The sequence below is a fragment of the Pseudoalteromonas sp. PPB1 genome, from assembly GCF_015356275.1.
Taxonomy (GTDB): domain Bacteria; phylum Pseudomonadota; class Gammaproteobacteria; order Enterobacterales; family Alteromonadaceae; genus Pseudoalteromonas; species Pseudoalteromonas rubra_D.
This window is the reverse complement of the sequence record NZ_JACEQV010000039.1, coordinates 1-21,746: the sequence shown is the minus strand read 5'-3', so window position 1 is coordinate 21,746 and position 21,746 is coordinate 1. Positions and strand designations below refer to the sequence as shown.

At 46.0% G+C, this 21,746-nt stretch carries 17 protein-coding genes and 4 tRNA genes; 14 read left to right on the top strand and 7 right to left on the bottom strand.

Annotation, left to right across the window (positions count from 1 at the left end; genetic code table 11):
* Positions 1-24 precede the first annotated feature (24 nt).
* Together IY568_RS23230 and IY568_RS23225 are read left to right on the top strand one after the other, a co-directional pair.
* Positions 25-678 (top strand): glutathione S-transferase family protein, encoded by a 654-nt coding sequence (locus tag IY568_RS23230; protein WP_194868831.1) that lies wholly within the window; start codon positions 25-27, stop codon positions 676-678.
* A 101-nt stretch (positions 679-779) separates the two neighbouring features.
* Entirely contained in the window at positions 780-1,256 is a 477-nt protein-coding gene (locus IY568_RS23225) for a GNAT family N-acetyltransferase (RefSeq protein ID WP_194868830.1), read from the top strand.
* An 11-nt stretch (positions 1,257-1,267) separates the two neighbouring features.
* On the opposite strand, the gene IY568_RS23220 is transcribed toward IY568_RS23225, so the two are convergent.
* The 5 genes from IY568_RS23220 to IY568_RS23200 form a co-directional block, all read right to left on the bottom strand.
* On the bottom strand, positions 1,268-2,464 hold the full coding sequence (locus tag IY568_RS23220) for an iron-containing alcohol dehydrogenase (protein ID WP_194868829.1): 1,197 nt from the start codon (positions 2,462-2,464) through the stop codon (positions 1,268-1,270).
* A 145-nt stretch (positions 2,465-2,609) separates the two neighbouring features.
* Positions 2,610-2,969 carry a hypothetical protein gene (locus IY568_RS23215; RefSeq protein WP_010386474.1) on the bottom strand — a complete coding sequence of 120 codons (360 nt, stop codon included), beginning with the start codon at positions 2,967-2,969 and terminating at the stop codon, positions 2,610-2,612.
* Positions 2,970-3,127: 158 nt separating this feature from the next.
* Positions 3,128-3,892 carry a YdcF family protein gene (locus IY568_RS23210; protein ID WP_194868828.1) on the bottom strand — a complete coding sequence of 255 codons (765 nt, stop codon included), beginning with the start codon at positions 3,890-3,892 and terminating at the stop codon, positions 3,128-3,130.
* An 82-nt stretch (positions 3,893-3,974) separates the two neighbouring features.
* Complete coding sequence (locus IY568_RS23205; protein WP_040645583.1) at positions 3,975-4,862, bottom strand: LysR family transcriptional regulator; 888 nt, start codon at positions 4,860-4,862, stop codon at positions 3,975-3,977.
* A gap of 534 nt (positions 4,863-5,396) precedes the next feature.
* The gene (locus IY568_RS23200) at positions 5,397-7,787 is read right to left on the bottom strand and encodes an EAL domain-containing protein (protein ID WP_171045124.1); all 2,391 of its coding nucleotides are present in this window, start codon (positions 7,785-7,787) and stop codon (positions 5,397-5,399) included.
* Positions 7,788-7,980: 193 nt separating this feature from the next.
* Between IY568_RS23200 and pyrC the strand changes: the two genes are divergently transcribed.
* Positions 7,981-9,018, top strand: coding sequence for a dihydroorotase (gene pyrC / locus IY568_RS23195; protein ID WP_194868827.1), 1,038 nt, complete (start codon positions 7,981-7,983; stop codon positions 9,016-9,018).
* Positions 9,019-9,198: 180 nt separating this feature from the next.
* Here pyrC and IY568_RS23190 read toward each other — a convergent pair whose 3' ends face one another.
* Entirely contained in the window at positions 9,199-10,029 is an 831-nt protein-coding gene (locus IY568_RS23190) for a substrate-binding periplasmic protein (protein ID WP_194868826.1), read from the bottom strand.
* Positions 10,030-10,263: 234 nt separating this feature from the next.
* Between IY568_RS23190 and IY568_RS23185 the strand changes: the two genes are divergently transcribed.
* Positions 10,264-10,569 (top strand): FHA domain-containing protein, encoded by a 306-nt coding sequence (locus IY568_RS23185; protein ID WP_194868825.1) that lies wholly within the window; start codon positions 10,264-10,266, stop codon positions 10,567-10,569.
* A 69-nt stretch (positions 10,570-10,638) separates the two neighbouring features.
* On the opposite strand, the gene folD is transcribed toward IY568_RS23185, so the two are convergent.
* Positions 10,639-11,493: a bifunctional methylenetetrahydrofolate dehydrogenase/methenyltetrahydrofolate cyclohydrolase FolD gene (gene folD / locus IY568_RS23180; protein WP_125564492.1), complete on the bottom strand. Its 855-nt coding sequence runs from the start codon at positions 11,491-11,493 to the stop codon at positions 10,639-10,641.
* Between the two features lie 394 nt (positions 11,494-11,887).
* Between folD and IY568_RS23175 the strand changes: the two genes are divergently transcribed.
* The 10 genes from IY568_RS23175 to IY568_RS23130 all read left to right on the top strand — a co-directional run bounded on the left by IY568_RS23175 (position 11,888) and on the right by IY568_RS23130 (position 21,559).
* Positions 11,888-11,964: transfer RNA gene (locus IY568_RS23175), tRNA-Pro, on the top strand.
* 71 nt (positions 11,965-12,035) lie between these two features.
* Positions 12,036-12,112 (top strand) — tRNA-Arg (locus IY568_RS23170).
* A 23-nt stretch (positions 12,113-12,135) separates the two neighbouring features.
* Positions 12,136-12,211: transfer RNA gene (locus IY568_RS23165), tRNA-His, on the top strand.
* 19 nt (positions 12,212-12,230) lie between these two features.
* Positions 12,231-12,307: transfer RNA gene (locus IY568_RS23160), tRNA-Pro, on the top strand.
* A 332-nt stretch (positions 12,308-12,639) separates the two neighbouring features.
* Positions 12,640-13,947: a trigger factor gene (tig, locus tag IY568_RS23155; protein WP_125564494.1), complete on the top strand. Its 1,308-nt coding sequence runs from the start codon at positions 12,640-12,642 to the stop codon at positions 13,945-13,947.
* A 279-nt stretch (positions 13,948-14,226) separates the two neighbouring features.
* A complete protein-coding gene (clpP, locus tag IY568_RS23150) occupies positions 14,227-14,844 on the top strand; it encodes an ATP-dependent Clp endopeptidase proteolytic subunit ClpP (protein ID WP_010386465.1) in 618 nt (205 codons plus the stop codon).
* Positions 14,845-14,987: 143 nt separating this feature from the next.
* Entirely contained in the window at positions 14,988-16,271 is a 1,284-nt protein-coding gene (gene clpX, locus IY568_RS23145; protein ID WP_125564497.1) for an ATP-dependent protease ATP-binding subunit ClpX, read from the top strand.
* A 183-nt stretch (positions 16,272-16,454) separates the two neighbouring features.
* On the top strand, positions 16,455-18,818 hold the full coding sequence (lon, locus tag IY568_RS23140) for an endopeptidase La (protein WP_125564498.1): 2,364 nt from the start codon (positions 16,455-16,457) through the stop codon (positions 18,816-18,818).
* Positions 18,819-19,042: 224 nt separating this feature from the next.
* Entirely contained in the window at positions 19,043-19,315 is a 273-nt protein-coding gene (hupB, locus tag IY568_RS23135) for a nucleoid-associated protein HU-beta (protein ID WP_010386462.1), read from the top strand.
* 330 nt (positions 19,316-19,645) lie between these two features.
* The gene (locus IY568_RS23130; RefSeq protein WP_125564500.1) at positions 19,646-21,559 is read left to right on the top strand and encodes a SurA N-terminal domain-containing protein; all 1,914 of its coding nucleotides are present in this window, start codon (positions 19,646-19,648) and stop codon (positions 21,557-21,559) included.
* Positions 21,560-21,746: the final 187 nt, after the last annotated feature.

Here is a 21,746-nt window from a genome sequence, read left to right as displayed (position 1 = left end):
ACATGCAATGACTTGAGGGCGACAATGAAACTCTATATCGGAAATAAAAACTACTCCACCTGGTCACTAAGAGCTTGGTTAATGATTGAAAGATATGAATTAAATTTCGAGGAGGTGGTACTTAAATTGGAGACTGAGGGGTTCTACAAGGCGCTGTCCGGACTTAGCCCGACACAAAAAGTCCCATTATTGGTTGATGGTGAACTGGTTGTGTGGGAGTCACTGGCAATTTGTGAATATATCAATGAAGCTTATTTATCAGGGGAGGCCTGGCCTGCTTGCCCTAAGTTGCGTGCCAGAGCACGGGCGCTGAGTTCAGAAATGCACAGTGGCTTTTTAGCACTCAGAGCAGAGATGCCAATGAATATCAGGGCACAGAGGCATGTACAGTTATCGGCGGCGGCGCAAAAAGACATCGCGCGGATTGGCCAAATTTGGCAAGCGCAGCTGAGTGAATTTGAAGGACACGGTGGTTGGCTATTTGGCCGCTGGAGCATTGTTGATGCCATGTTTGCACCTGTAGTGATGCGCTTCATCACCTATGGCATTGACCTCGGGCCACTAGCCAAAGCTTATATGGACAAAGTGGCGACATGTCCTGCGATGCAAAAGTGGTGTGCCGAAGCGCTGCTTGAACAGGATGTTGTCCCTGGTGATGAAGCAGGTTTGCCACGTTAATAACTCAACCAGCATCCCATGTGCCGGAGTGTGCTGCACATTACATCCTTAATTTCGTAATATACTCACCGTTGTATATTAGTAAATAATGGAGGTGCTGCATGCTTATTCCGGTCGACACTCATAACCTGCCTGTTTACCTGAACTTAGCCCAGGCTTATGAGGCTGAGTTTTCAGCAATCACAAATAAAAACCCCGGCGCGGATGGCTTGTTCGCGCTAGATACTGTGCTGGAGGGGAATGTCACAGGTTATTTATGGTATGACAATGAAACACCTATAGGCTTGGCGGCAATCGCACATCATCAGAAAAACGCGTTTGAGGTCTGTGAGTTTTATATTGTGCCGCGATATCGTAGAGCAGGGCAAGGTGCCCAATTTGCTCACACACTCTGGGCTAAACAGCCGGGTCGATGGACAATTAAACAAATCACTGGTGCCGAGTATGCAACGCAATTTTGGCGCAGTGCAATTGCGTCTGCCGGGATAGAGGGCGTGCAAGAGGACACTTATCAGGATCCATATTGGGGCAAAGTGGCTCGCCAGCGGTTTCGCAATGATACTAGTGTGGTGAGCTAATTTGTCGCAGGTCAGGCCCGGATCTGTGCCAATATATGCTGGCAATCCGGAAGTGCCATAAAATGCGGTACCGGATAGTCAGGGTGCGCTTCGTCGAGTGCCATTCTTGCCAATGATTGAATGTCGTCTTTGAGCACCTCATTAAGTTGAGTCTGAATATTCAGCTGCGCAAGTAAGCGAGTGATATGAGTGATGAGATCCTCAGCCTGTTGCGCTTCGGGGTAGTCCAAAGAAGTCAGACTACAGTGGCGAGCAATCTTTGCCAGCTGAGGATGTATTCTGCTGCCATACCAGTGCAGCACAGGTAATAACAGCACCGCATTTGCAAGGCCATGCGGCGTGCCATATCTGGCTGTAAGTTGATGTGAAATGGCATGAATATAGCCAACCGAAGTTCGAGTAAATGCCTGTCCGGCCAGAAATGAAGCATACAACAGCTTTTCTCTTGCATTCAAATCCTGGCCGTGTTGATAGGCGGTTGGTAAATGGGTAAATATGAGTGAACATGCCTCAAGTGCTTTGTCATCGGTGCGCTTAGTGGCATTGATACTCAACAAAGCCTCGATGGCGTGTGTCAGTGCGTCTATCGCTGTGGTAGCTGTGATCCCTGCGGGTAAGCTTGTGGTGAGTTGACTGATCAAAACTGCCCGCTGAGGTACCAGGCAAAAGTCTGCTGCGGCGAGCTTTTTATTATGTTTATTATCGTTAAATACTGCTGCAACTGTGGTTTCTGAACCTGTGCCTGCCGTTGTGGGGATGGCGATGTTCGGGGGCAGTGTTTTAAGCACCTTAAATAACCCTGAAAAAGCATCGACTGAACGAGTTGGTCTGACAACACGGGCACCGATTAACTTTGCGGCATCCAGTACTGATCCGCCTCCTACACTAATGATGGCCTCACAGCGATGTTGCTTATAAGTCTGATATCCTTGTTCAATGTTCTCTATTGTGGGATTGGCTTGAACCTGATCGTATATAACCGGACACAAGTTGCGAGTGTGTAGGGCATTAAGCACAGGTTTAATGATCTCTAACTTGTGTAACACTGTGTCTGTGACAACCATGACCTGAGCCTTATCGGGTAAAGATAAGTCAGCAATAGCATTGTCCAGCCCTTGTGTACCCTGGTATAGCTGAGGTGCGGGAATACCAAAAAATCTGACAATCGATTTCAGTAAAAAATGATAGCAGCGGTAGAGAAGGTACATTGCTTACTTTGCTCAAGTGATGTTTTATTGCACAAAAGCATAGCCGAATGTGTCAGGAAATAGCAAAGTTTTAGTGACAGGTGACTGAATAGTCGAACCTTTAGAAGAGAATGAGCCAGCATGTGCTGGCCCACACAAAAGGTGATTACACAACGCCACGTGGCAGGCGGCAATCATGATCCTTTTCAGCCAGCTCAATGATCCAAGCTTCTTCTGCGGTATAGCCATCATCATTGGCTTTAACAACCGTAAACGGTGCTGCTTTTTTAACAGCAGGCGCAGTGGCCTTCGTTGTTGCTTTTTTCTTTGGCGCAGCTTGTTCTGTTGCGGCTGTTCCTGAAGTTAGCTCTTCGGTTAAAGCTGCTACATCTGCCAGACGCATATTTTTGCCACCGTCAATGCTGTACCAGCCAGGCTTAGTGGTGATCTCAGGCTTTTTGCCGTTGGCGGCTTCATATGCGGCTTCAAATGCACTTAAAACTTCAGTTTTATCTAGTTTACTCATCGTAAATCCCAGTCGTGTTATACGCGGATACGCAGGTTAAGATTAAACGATATTTATACCTATTTTTGAGGAATTTTTCAATTTTTTGCGCTTTTAAGCTCTGATTCATCGCTAATCAGTGTGTAATTAGGTGCAATGCGTCCGACTTTTGGACTAGTTTATAATGCCTGAGGGTCAATCATACGACGCAACGCAATCCACTGCAGTCCCAACACTTCGTGTGCATAGGTGGTGACGGCCTGCAGCACGGATGCACTGGCAATAAAACGTTTATAGTCAGGTGTATTTATGAAGCTATAAAATTGTACCGGTGCTGCAATGGTATCAACGCCCTGGGCGGCGAACAAATTCTGTGCACGTGTCATATGGCTGGCAGATGTGACCAACGCCACTTTACTGTCAACCAGTTTGCTTGCAAGTAACAAAGCTTCGTCCGCCGTGTCTCTGGCCTTTGGGTTTTGGACTATTTTGCTAGCAGGCGTACCTAATGCGATTGCTGTGTTAGCCATTAATCGACTGCTGGTAGCTTTGCTGTGACCTGCGCCTGATACAATCAGGTAGGCATTAGGATACTGATGACTGAGTCTCAGACCTTCTGTGAGGCGAGATAAGGCACAACCGGATAGCTGTAAATTGGCCGTTAGCCTGTCATTCGGGCTAAGGCTACACCCAAGCACAAGGATATAGTCGACATCCTGATGCTTATCAATCGAAAAAGGGCGCAATTTTGCTTCAATGGGGCTTATCAGTTTGGCTGCAACAAAAGGGGTGCTGATAGCCCAGAGACTTAGCACGGCCAGCCAACTAAACAAATAAGATTTGCGATTTGTTTTTGCAACAAACAGTAAAGTAAGCGCAATCAATAGTAGCGTTAGTGGTAAGGGCATCAATAGTGAGCCAATGACCTTTTTCGCTTCAAACATAAAAGTATCCGTTTATGTAGTTTGCGCTTAGTTTACTCCTATTGCCTGGCAATTGCGTAGTGTAAATCCACTCGATTGCGGATTAACGACTCACAGATTGCTTGCAGGTGTTCAGGAAGTGTCGGTACACCGGGTTATCCTTCATGTTCTTTTTCATTGCTAAGTACATAGGACGGTTTAGTCCAAGTGCGCCTAATGGAATTGACTTGATCAGACCCTGGCTTTCGTAGGGCGTAACCAGCCAATCTGGCAGGGCCGCAACACCCATACCGGCGCTGACTAGCTGAAATATCAGTAACCCTTGGTCGACGGTTTTTAGCGTGCCGTCAAAGCGAGCGTTTTGAATAAAGTGTTTGAATATATCCTGGCGCTCTTTTGGAATAGGATAAGAAATAATGGTTTCGTCTTTGAGATCAAGTGCCGTGACATAGGCTTTTTTAGCCAGCTCGTGATCAGGGGCGACAATAAGCTTGAGCTTAAAGTCGAAAATATGTGCATATTCAACTTGATCTGGTTCGCGAATATCTGAAGTCAAAACCAGATCAAGTTCGTCGCTGAGTAGCTCCGGAATTGCGTCATAGCTAAAACCGCGCTCATAATCGACTTTTATGTCAGGCCAGAAATTATTAAATTCTTTAATCGTTGGCAGCAACCAGTGAAAACAAGCATGGCATTCAACACTGAGTCGTAGTTGTGAAATAGGTTGATTGAGGCTTTCCTTGAGGCGACATTTGGTCGCTTCTACTTTGGGGAGTACGTCATTTGCCAGTTCCAACAATAGCATCCCCTGAGGGGTAAATCGCACGGGTTGAGTCTTGCGTTCAAATAACTGACAATCCAGTTTGTTTTCCAGATCTTTGATCTGATGAGAAAGTGCTGACTGAGTAAGGAATAACTCACGCGCTGTATTGACCAGTGATCCGGTTTCTTTCAGGGTCGCTATGGTTTTTAAGTGCTTTATATCTATCATCATCAACAAATCTCATTCTAAACGTGAGTAAAACTCAGATTACACCCATATTACGCTGTGAACCCTAGCTATTCAACGTCTAGACGTCTATAAATCCAGCAGCGATTGACTAAATATTTACAAAATTACTATAGCATCATTTTTGACAGCGTTGTCATTCTTTATTTGACTTTTTTTAAAAAAAATACAATTTAATTTTACTCATGTTGATGTCCTCAGGCTTCAGATGAGAAAATAAACACTCAATGGGGATTTCTTGTGTCATCTGATGAAGTAGCAGGCGGGAGCGTCAAGGCATGGTGAATATCTAATGTGGTGCGTCCTTATGCCTGCGGAAGTCATACGTTCATTGTGTCATCAGTTGAAATGTGGTTTGGCATTAATACGTCAGAGATAAAGCGTATCTTTGATTTACCTGAGTGATGATGTTAATAACCTGCAAAGAGTGAAATAATGTCCAGGCACTGGGTAATTTGGCATACACTACCCAGCGTCGCTCTTGTCAGTCTACTGTTGCCAGTTCCGCTGTGCTCCTCAGGGAACATTCTTTGTTGCGAATTTGACCTGCTCCGACTGTAAAAAGGCCAGAGCTTGATCTGCCTGAAGCGGGTGAGAGATTAAAAAGCCTTGTCCGTACTGACAGGCTTTACCACTGAGTATCTGCAATTGCTTGTGCGTTTCTATCCCTTCGGCTACGACTTCCAGGTCCAGTGATTTTGCCAGTGATAAAATGGCATCGACCAGAGGGTTGTTATGATCTGTGAGTTGTTGAATAAAGCTTTTATCAATTTTAAGCACATGAATCGGCAGCTGATGCAAGTAACCCAGCGCAGAGTATCCGGTACCAAAGTCATCAAGGTAGAGCTTCACCCCAAATGGAGACAAGCCATGAATGACTTTTGTTGCCAGGTTGAGGTTTTCAATCAAGCCTGATTCGGTGATTTCGAGGCTGAGTGCCCCCTGGTGCAGGCCGTAGGCGCGATATAAGTTGGCAATCTGCTCCACAAATTCCAGGCTGGCGAAATGGCGTGATGAGACATTCACCGTCAGGCTGATGTCCTTGATCCCGATACTCTGCCACTGCGCCACCTGTTTTGCTGCCAAATCGAGTAAATGCAAATCGAGCTCAATGATCTGGCCGGTTTGCTCTGCAATAGGAATAAAGTCATCAGGCGTGACCAAGCCGTTTTTTGGGTGATGCCAGCGCACCAGGGATTCAAAACTGACAACCCTGGGCTGGGCCAGTGTGAATATGGGCTGGTAATAGAGCTCAAATTCTCCATTTTTAATGCCATTTTGCAGATCGTTTTCTATGTCAGCCTGCTGCTTCAGTTTCTTACGCATTTCATTATTGAAATATCGGATCTGACTGCGCCCTGCCGATTTTGCTTCATACATGGCTGCATCGGCTTGTTGTAACAGCGCGATGGCATTGTCCGAATCACTGGAAGTGAATGCCACACCAATACTGCTGGAGGCTTGCAGCAGGTGACCATCGATTTGGATGGGTTTAGCAATGGCGTTTGTGATCCGCTCCAGCGCTAATTCAACCTGTTGTTTATCGCCTATATTCTCCATGAAAATGGCGAACTCATCACCGCCCAGACGCGCAAAGGTGTCCGTTTTTCGAATACAGGTCTGGATAAGATTAACGATAGCGACGAGAAAGTGGTCGCCAACATCATGCCCCAGTGCATCGTTAATGCTTTTGAATCTGTCTAAATCAAGATACAGAAGGCAGTGCTGACGTGACGGTTTACTGCGTCCCAGAGATAAAATGGCATGTTTTATCCGTTCCAACATCAAATAGCGGTTTGCCAGGCCGGTCAGGTCATCATGCAATGCTCGATGTTCTAATGCTTGACGGGCAAGGCGCCTGTCTATGGCCATACTGAGCTGACGACTAATATAGGTCAAAATGGCTTTATGGTGGCGGCTGAATGCCCGATCGTTGTCGTAACTTTGCAGCACAACGACACCCTGATATTGGTCATTTACCACGAAGGGGACCCCAAGCCAGGAGCGTGGCGAGCGGCCAACCATTTTAAAGTTCTGTTTTTCAATGTGGGTCAGAAACTGCTGGTGGTCGCACAGCAAAGACTGCTGCTGTTTGATGATGTAGTAAGAGGCAGTATGTTTTATCTGCTCTTTAGACACTCGCTGATGTGCGCTGCATTTGACACCAGCTTCTATCAGGTAATCAATCTCGAGCACATCCTGCTGGGTATCGTAGAGTCCAATAAAACAGTTCTCAGCAGGGAGTTGTGAACAGATGATGCTGTATAACTCATCGTAAAAAGCTTCCAGGTTACGGGATTGATAAGTGATGTTGGCGATTTTCAGCAGGCACTTTTCCAGCTGTTGTGCTTCATGCAATTGCGTCACAGTGGCGGTCAGATGGTCCAGTGTTCTGACCTGATGAATTTTAGCACTGAGTAAATGTGCCACGGTTGACAGGATCTGCAAATGCGCCTGGGTAAAGTAGTCCGCTTCCGGGTGCTCACAGTCGATAACACCCAGTAAGGAGTTTTCATACACTAAAGGAACGCATAACTCTGAGAGGGCTGGTCGAGTGTCGGCAATATACATGGGTTCCAGGGCAACGTTACCAGAAAGGAAGGGTTGCTTAGTTCGTGCAACATGGCCTGTGATCCCGGCGGCAACGGGGATCCGTTGCTGGCTGACCTGGTGACTGATGTCTTTATGTGCAACGCCCATACTGGCGACGACATCGAGATATTCGCCAGCCGGATCCGTGAGGTAAATCACACAATCCACAAACCCCAGGCGACTGACCACTTGGCTGGTAACATAATCAAAGAGTTCATCGAGGTGAGTTATCTGAAGCAACGACGATGAAAACTGGTTAATGATGCTTAACTGTTCGGTTTTTGATTCTAGTTTTGTCTCTGACAGTATTGGCATGGCACGGGCCTGATTACTTAATCTCCGACTATGTTAACGCTCTTAAATCATGCGTTACAGTCAATGTTGCAATTTAATTGCTATTTACTGTAAACCTGATGACACTTTTACGACGCGGGCTATTAGGCGTAAAAACTTTACTAACCTGCTGGCTCAGCCTATGATCGGGCAAATTCAGTAGTGGGAAAGAGCAATGACAAGTAAACAGACCTTAACAATCACTCGTCCGGACGACTGGCATGTGCATCTTCGTGATGGCGCTGTACTCGTTGACACTGTGCGCGATATCAGCCGTTATATGGGTCGGGCAATCATCATGCCTAATTTGGTACCACCTGCAACTTGTACACAGAGTGCATTGGCTTACCGGGAGCGCATTTTGGCTGCGCAGCCAAGCGGGCAGTTCGAACCTCTGATGGTATTATATTTGACTGATAACACCAGTGCTGAAGAGATCCGAGCGGCGAAAGCCAGTGGTCATATTGTCGCTGCAAAATTGTACCCGGCAGGCGCAACAACCAATTCAGATTCGGGTGTTACCGACATTGAGAATATCTATCATATTCTGGAAGTTATGCAGGAAGTCGGTATGTTGCTATTGGTACACGGTGAAGTGACAGATTCCTCGATTGATATTTTTGACCGCGAAAAAGTATTTATTGAAACCAAGCTCAAAAAAGTGGTTGATGCATTTCCTAAGCTCAAAATTGTACTGGAGCATATTACCACGCAAGATGCGGTGGAGTTTGTAGAGTCGGCACCGGAGAATGTTGCTGCGACGATTACAGCGCATCACCTGTTATACAACCGCAACCATATGTTGGCGGGTGGTATTCGCCCACATTATTACTGTTTGCCTATTCTCAAGCGTAATACTCATCAACAGGCGCTACTGCGCGCAGCAACCAGTGGCAGTGAAAAGTTCTTCCTGGGTACTGACTCAGCGCCTCATGCGAAAGATAAGAAAGAAGCAGCTTGTGGATGTGCTGGGGCTTACACGGCTCATGCCGCAATTGAGCTTTATGCAGAGGCATTTGAAGAAGCCGGTGCATTGGATAAACTTGAGGGCTTTGCCAGCCACTTTGGTCCAGACTTTTACGGATTACCTCGTAATACTGACACCATTACTTTAGAAAAAAATAGCTGGCAGGTGCCGGATTCTTACCCATTGGGTGATACTCAGGTTGTGCCAATTAAAGCTGGCGCCAGTATCGACTGGCAGGTAGTTTAAGACACATTTATAAGGGCAGCCTAGCTGCCTTTTTTACGTCTTCTCTTTTTCCTGGGCACACAAACAGACACATCACTATTTGCGGCAATAGGCTGATATCCATTTTGATACTGCGATGACTCTATCAACAAGGGGCTTGCGCAGTTCATGACTGGAACCAAAAAAGCTGCGATCGCGCAGTTATGGCGATGGACTTTTTTGTAATACGGTACTCAGGGCCTTATCCATTTTCTCGATGAAGTCATATTTAAACGGATATTGACCTTCATATCCTTTGAGGTATCCGATATGGGCACTGCGACTGAGGACTACGCGGTCTTCAACAAATGATTGCGCGCTTATGCCCGTAAGCTGTTCTTGCAGCTCACTGATACCGATTAAAGTTGAGAGCCTGTCATTGATGTAGCAGTCAACCCTCTTTTTATACAGTTTGATGATGTTGGCTCGGGTATTTTTGTTTTCCCAGACTACAATTCGCCCGGTTTTTCGTGCTTCTTTGAGTGCATCGTCAAGGATGAGAAAGCCTGCGTTCAATCCAATATTAACGGGTGCTTGCTGGGCATTACGTTGAGTGATGTTTTGTAACGTGATACCTGGATTGCAAAACGCCACGACTTCTTCTTGTTTCAGGGCAATGGAGTAAGGCCAGATAAAGGGCCGAGTGTCAAGATGGATATAAGGGGGCATCAGTGCGAATGCTTCCCCATTCTCGAGTGCTGAGACGCCTCTTTTCCAGGGAATAGGGCGAAGCTCCACCAGGTAATCTTCTTTGATTAGTTTCGCTGCTTCTCGGATCAGTGTGGGGTAAATGCCAACTAATTTACCATCCTGGACATAAGAGTAAGGCGGGTAGCTGTCGTCAGCTAATATTGTGACGCTTATCGGGCTGGCGGCACGGACTATAAAACACGCAAATAAGCCCAAAACACATGCCAGCTGCTTCACTCGGTGGTACCCAAAACCGCCGTTATCTTGGTTTCTGCACTGTCTTGCACTAACTACTCCTGACACTGCTATAGTTCCTGTAGGAAGCCCTAGTCTAACTGTAGATAAGATCTATTCAGATGTCAGCATTAGATCTGACGGCATACTCATTTTGCTGAGAAAACCAGCAGTGTAAGGTCGCGTAATGTCATCATTATGACCCAACGATTACAATCTTGTACTCACAAGTAGGGTATTTTTTCCTCCTGTAAGACGCACTGTAGCAAGATTCGACGTCAGGACACTCAGATAGGCACAGGCATGGCACATCTTTTATTAGCGCAAACCAATGATCACATCCTTCTTAATTCATATCACCGTTTTGGTCGTGCAGAGGGGGAGGTTGATACTCAGTTATTAGGGGTAGAAATCTCACGCCATCATGCCGTTATCGTCTGGACAGGGGAGCAATGGACACTTCGGGATACCAGCAAAAACGGTGTGTTTGTAAACCAAAATAGAATAGTGTCGAAAACAGATTGGGTGTTGAGTATTGGTGACGTAATCTCTTTTTCAGAGCTTCACCCTCACAGCTTTATTGTGAGCTCACTGACCCCGCCGGAGTAAACTTATTTGCTGTTGCTATTCTAAAAAGAGGGATGAAGCAGGTGTGGTGCACACCTGCTATGCGAAGCGTTAGCTATGATAATTTTCGCACGCTTCGAGTGTATTCTCGATGAGACTTGCGACGGTCATTGGCCCTACACCACCTGGTACTGGCGTAATGAAGCTCGCTCGTTGTGCGGCAACGTCATATTGTACATCACCTACCAGTTTGCCTGACTCCAGTCGGTTAATGCCTACATCAATAACCATTGCACCTTCTTTGATCCAGTCGCCAGGAATGAATTCTGGCTTGCCCACCGCTACGACCAGCAGATCGGCCCGGCGCACGTGCGCTTCAAGGTCTTGGGTGAATTTATGGCACACAGTCGTTGTACAACCTGCCAGCAACAGCTCCAGAGACATTGGGCGACCTACAATGTTAGAGGCACCTACAACGACAGCATGCATACCTTTGTATCTGACACCGGTTGAATCGAGTAAAGTAATGATCCCTTTTGGCGTACAAGGGCGTAACGCAGGCATTCGTTGTGCCAGTCGTCCGACGTTATAAGGATGGAAACCATCAACATCTTTATGTGGGTGGATACGTTCCAGTACTTTCTCGGCATCTAGTCCGTCAGGCAATGGTAACTGGACCAGGATACCGTCAACGTTTGGATCTTGATTAAGTGTGTCCACCAACTCCAGTAATTGCGCTTCACTTGTGTCTGCGGGTAGATCATATGACTTAGATACGAAGCCTACTTCTTCACATGCTTTGCGTTTTGAGCCTACGTATACCTGGCTGGCAGGGTCCTGGCCAACAAGTACAACTGCTAGTCCTGGTGCTCTGAGCCCCTGATTGATCCGCTCTGCAACGCGGTTGGCTACGGTACTGCGAACTTGTTTCGCAATGACTTTACCGTCGATGATGTTTGCCGTCATGACTGACCTTTAAATTTAAGGGTTAATTACTTGAACGATTATAGAGTGTATTTAAGGGGGTACTCTATTTTATAGGAGTTCACTGAGTCATCTGTATCAGCGTGAGGGCGTGCTCAGGACTGAGTACTGAAAAACTTAGGAAGCCGCTACTATTTTCGCAAAAATCCCCCAAATAGCCAAGCTGGATCCGACACCGGGCAACTTTATTCTCTTTGAGTAAGGCAAAATTGCTGAAAAACCAGTCGCCTTGTTATATAAATTAAACGTTTTGGAGTAAAAATAGTCAGTTGGCATGTTTTTAAAAAAAAATGTTTGACCTCATCGGGGCAAATCACTATTATGCACCCCGTTGTCAACGAGGGGCTCGCAAGAGAAACTCTGAAAATAACACAATCGGCGATTAGCGCAGCTTGGTAGCGCACTTGGTTTGGGTCCAAGGGGTCGCAGGTTCAAATCCTGCATCGCCGACCACTCTTTTTTACTTTAATAAAGAGTAAATCAACGAAAGTTGGTGGTATGCACGAAGAAGCATTCTTTGCGCCGCGCCCGTAGCTCAGTTGGATAGAGCAACGGCCTTCTAAGCCGTCGGTCGAAGGTTCGAATCCTTCCGGGTGCGCCATTTTTAAAATCCACATTGTAGTGGCGGCTGTAGCTCAGTTGGTAGAGCCCCGGATTGTGATTCCGGTTGTCGCGAGTTCAAGCCTCGTCAGTCGCCCCATCTACAAAACCTATATGTTCGGCGATTAGCGCAGCTTGGTAGCGCACTTGGTTTGGGTCCAAGGGGTCGCAGGTTCAAATCCTGCATCGCCGACCATCTCTTTTCTTCTTTAATTCTTCAAAACTTATTTTATCTGTCTAATTTTGTCCTTAGCAACATCAATTATTTGCTGCGATTGCTCGACTCTCCCGTTTTATAGGTTATAATGCCGCGTCTATTATTTAACATAGCGCCCTGTCTGGGCAGGCAGCAAGTCTGACAGAGATCAGCACTGATTCTTAAACATCAAATGTTGGGAAGTTTTAACGGTGATCTGCTTAATCGAAATTGAGCAAATATGATGGTCTGCTGTCATCTGATCTGATAAAAAGTCGACTTGTTTGTAAGGAAGGCGCGTAGTCGCCAAAAATGAAAATTGAGGTTATATCATGCAAGTTTCTGTTGAGACGACTCAAGGTCTTGAGCGCCGTCTGACTATCACAGTTCCAGCTGAGAACGTTGAGACTGAAGTAAAAAAACGCTTACAACAACTGGCTAAAACACAGCGTATTGACGGTTTCCGTCCGGGTAAAGTACCAGTTTCTGTTATCAAAAAGCGCTACGGTGCTGCTGTGATGCAAGAAGTTGCTGGTGAGTTGATGCAACGCAACTACATCGAGGCAATTGTTTCTGAAAAGATCAATCCTGCTGGCGCACCTACTTTTGCTCCTAAGTCACTGGAAGTGGGTAAGGACCTTGAGTTTGATGCAACTTTTGAAGTTTACCCAGAAGTTGAACTGAAAGATCTTGAAAAGATTTCAGTAGAGAAGCCTGTGGTTGACGTAACAGAAGATGATCTGGCAAACATGCTGGAAACTCTGCGTAAACAACACGCAAGCTGGACTGAGAGCGATGCTGTAGTAGGCGAGAAAGATCGTGTAACGATTGACTTCTTGGGTACAGTAGAAGGTGAAGAGTTCGAAGGTGGTAAAGCTGAAGACTTCCCACTTGAACTTGGTCAAGGTCGCATGATCCCTGGTTTCGAAGATGGTATCATCGGTAAGAAAGCAGGCGAAGAAGTTGTTGCTGACGTAACTTTCCCTGAAGAGTATCACGCTGAAAACCTGAAAGGTAAAGCGGCGCAGTTCAAGATCACTGTGAAGAAAGTTGAAGTTCAGGAACTACCAGAACTAACAGATGAGTTCGCAACTAAATTCGGTGTTGCTGAAGGCGGCGTTGACGCACTGAAAGAAGAAGTGAAGAAAAACATGACGCGTGAACTTGGTCAGGCTGTGAAAGCTCAGATCAAAGATCAAGCGATCAAAGGTCTTTTAGAGACTAACGAAGTTGACGTACCTAAAGCGCTTATCGACCAAGAAATCGATGCACTACGTCAGCAAGCCGCACAACGCTTTGGCGGCGACGCGAAGAACATGCCTGAGCTACCAGCTGAGCTGTTCCATGAGCAAGCTGTAACTCGAGTTAAAACTGGCCTTCTGTTAGGTGAAGTGATCAAAGCAAATGAGATCACAGTAGATGATGCAAAAGTTGAAGAGCTAATCGAAACTGTTGCTTCTGCTTATGAAGATCCAAGCGAAGTAGTTGCATACTACAAAGGCAATGATCAGTTGATGCAGCAAATGCGCAACGTTGCAATGGAAGAGCAAGCTGTAGATGCGATTCTGGCAGCTGCTGAGGTTGCTGATGTTGAGAAGTCTTTTGACGACATCATGAACCCACAACAGGCTGCTCAGTAAGCACTTTTGATCTCGTCAAAGACGAAATCATTGACTTACTGTTAAGCTAACGTTTAAATGGCTCGTATTGCTCTGTGTTTTGCAGTGCTGCGAGCCATTTTTGTTTTATTTGCTCAAAGCAACACGGTTGTGCGTATACTTTTGTTTATCAGCATCTTTTGCATAAACTTCTGTCTATAAACTTCTTGTCAATTGAGTAAACAAATTGTGCTTGTCCTTTGTATGAGACAGGCGGCCAGGTTTTGCAGTGCACTTCCCTGTTTATAAGGAATCTATAAAATGAATGACGGTATGTTTGATCCTCTAAACGCATTAGTCCCTATGGTTGTTGAGCAAACAGCGAAAGGTGAGCGTTCTTATGACATTTATTCTCGTTTGCTAAAAGAGCGGATTATCTTCCTGACAGGTCAGGTTGAGGACCATATGGCAAACCTGATCGTTGCTCAGCTGCTGTTCTTGGAATCAGAAAGCCCTGAAAAAGACATTTATCTATACATCAACTCACCTGGTGGCTCGGTGACTGCGGGTATGTCTATTTACGATACGATGAATTTTATCAAACCAGACGTTAGCACTGTGTGTGTTGGTCAGGCAGCCAGTATGGGCGCCTTTTTACTTTCTGGTGGTGCCAAAGGCAAACGTTATTGCCTGCCAAATTCTCGCGTCATGATCCATCAACCTCTTGGCGGTTTCCAGGGCCAGGCGTCGGACTTTGAGATCCATGCAAAAGAAATTCTGACGATCAAAGAAAAGCTGAATCGTCTGATGGCTGAACATACTGGCCAACCTTATGATGTGATCGCGAATGACACTGATCGTGACAACTTTATGAATGCTGAGCAAGCCGTGGATTACGGTTTGGTTGACGCTGTTCATAGCAGCAGAAATATTAAGTAATCTATATTGGGCTGGCGTGTTTCTGATCGCTGTTAGATAAATGCATCTGGCCCGGCTATACCAAAGGCAAAATTCTTTGGTATAGTTAAAACATGTATTGTGTTATCGAAGTAGATAACTGACCAAATTTAAGAGGTAGCTGAATGTCAGACACTCCTACAGACGGCGACAAGAATAGTAAGCTCTTATACTGCTCATTTTGTGGTAAGAGCCAACATGAAGTACGCAAGTTGATCGCTGGTCCGTCAGTGTACATTTGTGATGAATGCGTCGAACTGTGTAACGACATCATTAGAGAAGAAATCAAGGATATAGCGCCGCAACATGATTCGTCTGATAAATTGCCGGTACCAAGAGAGATCCGCAATCACCTTGATGACTATGTGATTGGCCAGGAGCACGCTAAAAAAGTGCTCTCAGTTGCCGTTTATAACCATTACAAGCGACTGAAAAACCAAGGTTTAAAAGGCGATGTTGAGCTAGGCAAGAGTAACATCCTGCTTATCGGTCCAACAGGTAGTGGTAAAACACTGCTTGCAGAAACACTGGCACGCTTACTGGATGTGCCCTTTACTATGGCGGATGCAACCACATTAACCGAAGCGGGTTATGTGGGTGAGGATGTCGAGAATATTATCCAGAAGCTTTTACAGAAGTGTGACTACGACGTAGAAAAAGCACAGCGCGGTATCGTTTATATCGACGAAATCGACAAAATTTCGCGTAAATCGGATAACCCATCTATCACGCGCGACGTGTCTGGTGAAGGCGTTCAACAGGCGCTACTCAAACTCATCGAAGGCACGGTAGCTTCGGTGCCGCCACAAGGCGGACGCAAGCACCCTCAGCAAGAGTTCTTACAAGTAGATACATCGAAAATCCTGTTTATTTGTGGCGGTGCCTTTGCTGGCCTGGACAAAGTGATTGAGCAGCGTAGCCATACCAACACTGGTATTGGTTTTGGCGCTCAGGTTAAATCGTCGGATAGCGAGCGTTCTTTAAGCGAAACCTTCAAAGATGTTGAACCCGAAGATTTGGTCAAATACGGTCTAATTCCTGAGTTTATCGGCCGATTGCCCGTGGTTGCGACCTTGGCTGAGCTAGATGAAGATGCCCTCATTCAAATCCTTAATGAGCCTAAAAACGCACTAACGAAACAATATGGTGCGTTGTTCAAAATGGAAGGGGTTGAACTTGAGTTCCGAGAGGATGCACTTAAGGCCATCGCGCACAAGGCAATGGAGAGAAAAACAGGTGCCCGTGGATTGCGCTCTATTGTTGAAGGGGTGTTGCTGGATACCATGTATGACCTGCCTTCAATAGAAGACGTAAGTAAAGTTGTGGTAGACGAAACCGTCATTAAAGGTGAGTCTGACCCAATTTTAATTTACGAAAATAACAGTCAGGATAAAGCTGCGTCGGAGTGACGATTTGGTTTTATCGCAAAAAGGAGCCTCAGGCTCCTTTTTTTGTCTACAGTTTAGTTGTTCCAGCAATCAACAAACTCAAACTAGAAATTGATATGGATTGGTATATAGGTTGAACTTTTTGAAGGCAATCCCCATATACCTCCCTAATCCTTGAAACTAATGAAGTGCGAAGAGAATATAATGACGCTTGAGAGAATGGATCGAGTCGAGATACCCGTATTGGCACTGCGTGATGTGGTCGTATACCCTCATATGGTGATCCCGCTGTTTGTAGGCAGAGAAAAATCAATAAAATGCCTTGAAGCAGCGATGGAAAATGACAAGCAAATTTTTTTGGTGGCGCAAAAAGAAGCGTCAATTGATGACCCCGACACGGATGATATTTATCAAGTCGGTACCGTCGCTACTGTACTGCAATTATTAAAGTTGCCTGATGGCACCGTCAAAGTGCTGGTTGAAGGTACTCAGCGTGCCAAAATCGAACGATTTTTGGTGACTGATGATTATTTCCTGGCCGAGGCGCAGTTTATTGCCTCTGAGAACATTGAAGGCCCTGAGCAGGATATCTTTATCCGCAGTGCCATCAGCCAGTTTGAAGGGTATGTAAAGCTTAACAAAAAGATCCCGCCCGAAGTACTGACGTCCGTCTCCGGTATTGACGAAACTGCACGTCTTGCTGACACAATGGCTGCGCACATGCCGATTAAAGTACCAGAAAAACAAAAGGTACTTGAGTTGTACAACGTTACTGACCGGTTAGAGTACCTGATGGCCTTAATGGAAGGCGAGATTGATCTGCTTCAGGTAGAGAAAAAGATCCGTTCGCGGGTCAAAAAACAGATGGAAAAGTCTCAGCGCGAGTACTATCTCAATGAGCAGATGAAAGCCATTCAGAAAGAATTGGGTGAGCTGGATGATGTGCCAGATGAATTTGAAGCATTGAAAAAGCGCATCTCAGAGGCACAGATGCCCAAAGAGGCTGAAGAAAAGGCGACCTCTGAGCTAAATAAGCTAAAGATGATGTCACCGATGTCGGCTGAGGCAACGGTGGTACGCTCTTATATTGATACGCTGATTGGTGTACCTTGGAAAAAACGCTCAAAAGTTAAAAAAGACCTGGCCAATGCCCAGAAGATCCTGGATGCAGATCACTATGGCCTGGAGAAAGTCAAAGAGCGTATCATCGAGTATTTGGCAGTACAGCAACGAACTAATAAGCTCAAAGGGCCTATTTTGTGTCTTGTAGGGCCTCCAGGGGTAGGTAAAACCAGTTTGGGGCAATCTATCGCACGGTCAACAGGACGTAAATATGTGCGCATGGCGCTGGGCGGCGTGCGCGATGAAGCGGAGATACGAGGCCACAGACGTACTTACATTGGCTCAATGCCAGGCAAGCTGGTACAGAGCATGACCAAAGTGGGCGTGAAAAACCCGCTGTTCCTGTTAGACGAAATCGACAAAATGTCTTCGGATATGCGTGGTGATCCGGCTTCAGCCTTACTAGAGGTACTCGACCCGGAGCAAAACAGCAGTTTTGCCGATCATTACTTGGAAGTTGAGTATGATTTATCGGATGTGATGTTTGTTGCTACGTCTAATAGCTTCAACATTCCGGGCCCTTTGCTTGACCGAATGGAAGTGATCCGCTTGTCAGGCTATACCGAAGACGAGAAGCTCAATATCTCTAAGCAGCATTTGATCCCGAAACAAATTAAGCGGAACGGATTGAAGGAGCAAGAGATTGAGATTGAGGACAGTGCCATCATTGATACTATCCGCTACTACACACGAGAAGCTGGCGTTCGTAACCTTGAGCGAGAGCTGTCAAAACTGTGTCGTAAAGCCGTCAAGAGCATTTTACTGAGCAAGTCAAAAGATAAGGTTGTGATCAGTGCTGAAAACCTGGAGAGCTATCTGGGCGTACAGCGTTTTGATTACGGTAAGGCAGAAGATGGCGATCGCGTTGGTTTGGTTACAGGATTGGCCTGGACTGAAGTGGGTGGCGATTTACTGACCATCGAATGTGCGGCGGTGCCCGGCAAGGGTAAGCTGGCGTATACAGGCTCTTTGGGTGATGTAATGCAGGAGTCGATCCAGGCTGCTATGACTGTGGTACGCAACCGGGCTGAAAAGCTAAGGATCAATGGCGACTTCTATGAAAAGCGCGATATTCATGTACATGTTCCTGAAGGTGCGACGCCGAAAGATGGTCCAAGTGCTGGTATTGCCATGGTCACAGCACTGGTTTCAAGCTTAACGGGTAACCCGGTACGCAGTGATGTTGCAATGACCGGTGAAATCACATTACGTGGTGAAGTTTTGCCGATTGGTGGACTCAAAGAGAAGTTGCTGGCAGCTCATCGTGGTGGCATCAAAACCGTCGTCATTCCTAAGAAGAATGAGCGGGACCTGAAAGAGATCCCGCAAAACGTACTGGAAGGTCTTGAAATCCATCCTGTGAGCTGGATTGACGATGTTTTATCTCTGGCACTCGCTCACCCGGTAGACAGTTTTACGGTTGAGTCACAAAAGTCGCTTGGGTAAAGCAGAAAAAGTACATAAAAGTGCGTAAAAAGGGTTTTCAAATCTACATGGTATGCTAACTTAAGCACTGTATTAGCCTGGTAGCCCACAACCCCCGTGGTTACTAGGCTTTGAGACATTAGATGAAATAGAGAATCGTCAGATTTCTCTGAGTTAACTACAAAAGTGATGTTAGTGGTAAGCCCTCATCGCTCTTGATAATAACAATGTAAGAGGATGATATTGTGAATAAATCTCAATTAATCGATCAAATCGCAGCTGATGCTGATATTTCTAAAGCGGCTGCTGGTCGTGCTCTGGATTCATTCATTGAGTCAGTAACTGGTGCGCTAAAAGACGGTGACTCAGTTGCCCTAGTCGGTTTTGGTACTTTCTCAGTGCGTGAGCGTGCAGCGCGTACCGGTCGTAACCCACAAACTGGTGCGGCAATCGAAATCGCTGCAGCTAACATCCCATCTTTCAAAGCCGGTAAAGCTCTGAAAGACGCGGTAAACTAAGCAGATTTCGCTCAGTCTGCCCAACAACCTATGTTAAAATAGTGTGATTGGGCCAGATAAGCTTCAAGATAAAAAGCGTATCTGCTAAGATACGCTTTTTTTATATCAGTTGGATAGTGTCGCACATTGGTGAGGCTAATGGAGATGAAGCTAAGCGCGATATCACATATGCGCTTCGAAAAGTCTGCACATAAATACTTGCAATCGCCACGCATATCCATATTAATAGGTACAGAAACAGGGCGCTGGTGTGTCATACTCAGCGGAACTGGGTACGCAGATAAACCCAAAGTACTGAGCGTGCTTTGACTTAGATAAGAGATAGAATAAATGCTAGAAAAGATTAGAGAAGGCTCACAAGGCCTGGCAGCCAAAATTATTCTTGGTGTAGTGATCTTGTCTTTTGCGTTGGCAGGGATCGGTGGTTACCTAGGTCAAACCACAGAGCAAGCCGTAGCAGAAGTAAACGGAGTCAAGATAACGCAAATGGAATTTTCCCGCGCCTATGAAAATGAGCGTGCACGCCTTGAGCGTCAGTTTGGCGAATATTTCACACAAATCTCAGCAGATCCGGCATATATGGCTCAGATCCGCAGTGGTGTTATTGACCGTCTGGTACAACAAGAACTACAAAACCAGTTAGCCATTGAATTAGGGCTGAGAGTCAGTGATGAGCAAGTTAAGGAAGCTATTTTTGAACTGCCTTACTTTCAGCTAGGCGGCGAATTCAGTAACGACAGATATTTACAGTTGATCCGCCAGATGAACTTTAAGCCTGATACGTTCCGTGAATACATGCGCGAAGAAATGACTCGTAATCAATTGGTTTCAGCGGTTGCAGGATCAGATTTTGTTTTAGATAACGAATTAAAGCAAACGTTGGCATTGCAGCAGCAAACACGTGATATTGACTACATGCTGTTGAGCAAAGAGACCGTCAAAAGTGAAGTGGCTGTAACAGAAGCAGAAATTGCTGATTACTATGAGCTAAATCAGGAGCAGTTCCAGGCACCGGAGCAAATTGCTTTGCAGTACCTTGAGCTAACATCTGGCGATGTGACGCTGGATGAGCCTGTGACGGATGAACAAGTCCGCGCTTACTATGAAGAGAATCAGGCTCAGTACCTGGAAGAAGAGCGTCGTCGTGTAGCACATATCCTGATTGAGAGTGCTGAAGATGCACAAGCGGCACAGCAAAAAGCGGAAGCTTTGTACCAGCAATTACAAGAAGGTAAAGATTTTGCTGAGCTTGCTGCAACTGAATCAGATGATGTCGCGTCTGCGGAAGTCGGTGGTGATCTGGATTGGATCGAGCGTGACATGATGGAGCCTGAGTTTGAAGAGGCTGCATTTGCACTCGCTAACGTCGGTGACTTCTCTCCTGTGGTTGAAACTGAGTTTGGTTTCCATATTATCCAGTTGACCGATTTACAGGCACAGCAGTCAAAAGCGTTTGAAGAAGTTGCCGTTGAGTTGCGCGCTGAGCTAGAGAACACAGCTAAGGCCAATGCATTTTATGAAAAACAATCGCAAATCGCAGAGCTGGCGTTTGAAGTGGCAGATTCATTAGAAGATGCAGCGGCTGTTGCAGATATTGAGTTGAAGAGCACTGAGTTGGTATCACGTGCGGCGCTACCTGCTCCGTTAAATGATCCAAGCATCGCTAATGCCATTTTCACACCTGAGCTAATCGAAGATCGAGTGAATTCAGAAGTGCTGGAAGCGGGGAATGAGCATATTGTTGTTGTACGTGTTTTGGACCATAAACCAGCCACTGTGAAGCCTTTGGAAGAGGTCACTGCGCAGATCAAAACGCGCCTTGAGAACGAAAAAGCGTCAGAGCTTATCAAAGAGAAAGCGAACACCTTGTATGCACAGCTGGAAGATGGTAAAGCACTGAGTGACATCGCAGCAGCAGAATCTACGGAAGTGAAAACGGAAGCAGCCCTGAAACGTCAGAGCTTTACTGTTGCCCCAGAAATTGTCCAACAGGCATTTAAATTGGCACACCCGGATAGCGAACAGACGCAGTCAGCTTTGGTTGAACTAAATAGCGGTGATGCCGCGCTGTTGGTGCTGAAAGCCGTTACAGTTGCTGAGGTGACGGGTGAAGTTGAACCACAGCAGAAGCAGAATATTACTATGTCAGTGGTTAATAAGAACTTCTTAGCACTGCTTGGTGCATTGGAATCTGATGCTGAAGTAGTGCGTCCAACGCTGCAATTTAGCGACGAGATGCAGTAATCACAGTATCCGCTTACTGGTTGTGAGTGCCAGAGCTTAGCGTTAGTACTTACAATTAAGTGAATTAGTTCCGACCAGACCTGACATTTCGATTTGAAAAATTGAGAGTTACCCGTTTTGATAAAGGTGTCGAATCTTTGTTCAAAACAACTAAGGAGTAACTCTCATGTTACATACTAACAATCCA

Excerpts from the sequence above, each read along its gene's own strand:
- pyrC (WP_194868827.1), top strand. The coding sequence starts at position 7,981 with ATGACAAGTAAACAGACCTTAACAATCACTCGTCCGGACGACTGGCAT.
- IY568_RS23215 (WP_010386474.1), bottom strand. The coding sequence starts at position 2,969 with ATGAGTAAACTAGATAAAACTGAAGTTTTAAGTGCATTTGAAGCCGCA.
- IY568_RS23205 (WP_040645583.1), bottom strand. The coding sequence starts at position 4,862 with ATGATAGATATAAAGCACTTAAAAACCATAGCGACCCTGAAAGAAACC.
- clpP (WP_010386465.1), top strand. The coding sequence starts at position 14,227 with ATGAATGACGGTATGTTTGATCCTCTAAACGCATTAGTCCCTATGGTT.
- IY568_RS23230 (WP_194868831.1), top strand. The coding sequence starts at position 25 with ATGAAACTCTATATCGGAAATAAAAACTACTCCACCTGGTCACTAAGA.
- IY568_RS23210 (WP_194868828.1), bottom strand. The coding sequence starts at position 3,892 with ATGTTTGAAGCGAAAAAGGTCATTGGCTCACTATTGATGCCCTTACCA.
- IY568_RS23130 (WP_125564500.1), top strand. The coding sequence starts at position 19,646 with ATGCTAGAAAAGATTAGAGAAGGCTCACAAGGCCTGGCAGCCAAAATT.
- IY568_RS23200 (WP_171045124.1), bottom strand. The coding sequence starts at position 7,787 with ATGCCAATACTGTCAGAGACAAAACTAGAATCAAAAACCGAACAGTTA.
- lon (WP_125564498.1), top strand. The coding sequence starts at position 16,455 with ATGACGCTTGAGAGAATGGATCGAGTCGAGATACCCGTATTGGCACTG.
- IY568_RS23225 (WP_194868830.1), top strand. The coding sequence starts at position 780 with ATGCTTATTCCGGTCGACACTCATAACCTGCCTGTTTACCTGAACTTA.
- clpX (WP_125564497.1), top strand. The coding sequence starts at position 14,988 with ATGTCAGACACTCCTACAGACGGCGACAAGAATAGTAAGCTCTTATAC.
- IY568_RS23220 (WP_194868829.1), bottom strand. The coding sequence starts at position 2,464 with ATGTACCTTCTCTACCGCTGCTATCATTTTTTACTGAAATCGATTGTC.
- tig (WP_125564494.1), top strand. The coding sequence starts at position 12,640 with ATGCAAGTTTCTGTTGAGACGACTCAAGGTCTTGAGCGCCGTCTGACT.
- folD (WP_125564492.1), bottom strand. The coding sequence starts at position 11,493 with ATGACGGCAAACATCATCGACGGTAAAGTCATTGCGAAACAAGTTCGC.
- IY568_RS23185 (WP_194868825.1), top strand. The coding sequence starts at position 10,264 with ATGGCACATCTTTTATTAGCGCAAACCAATGATCACATCCTTCTTAAT.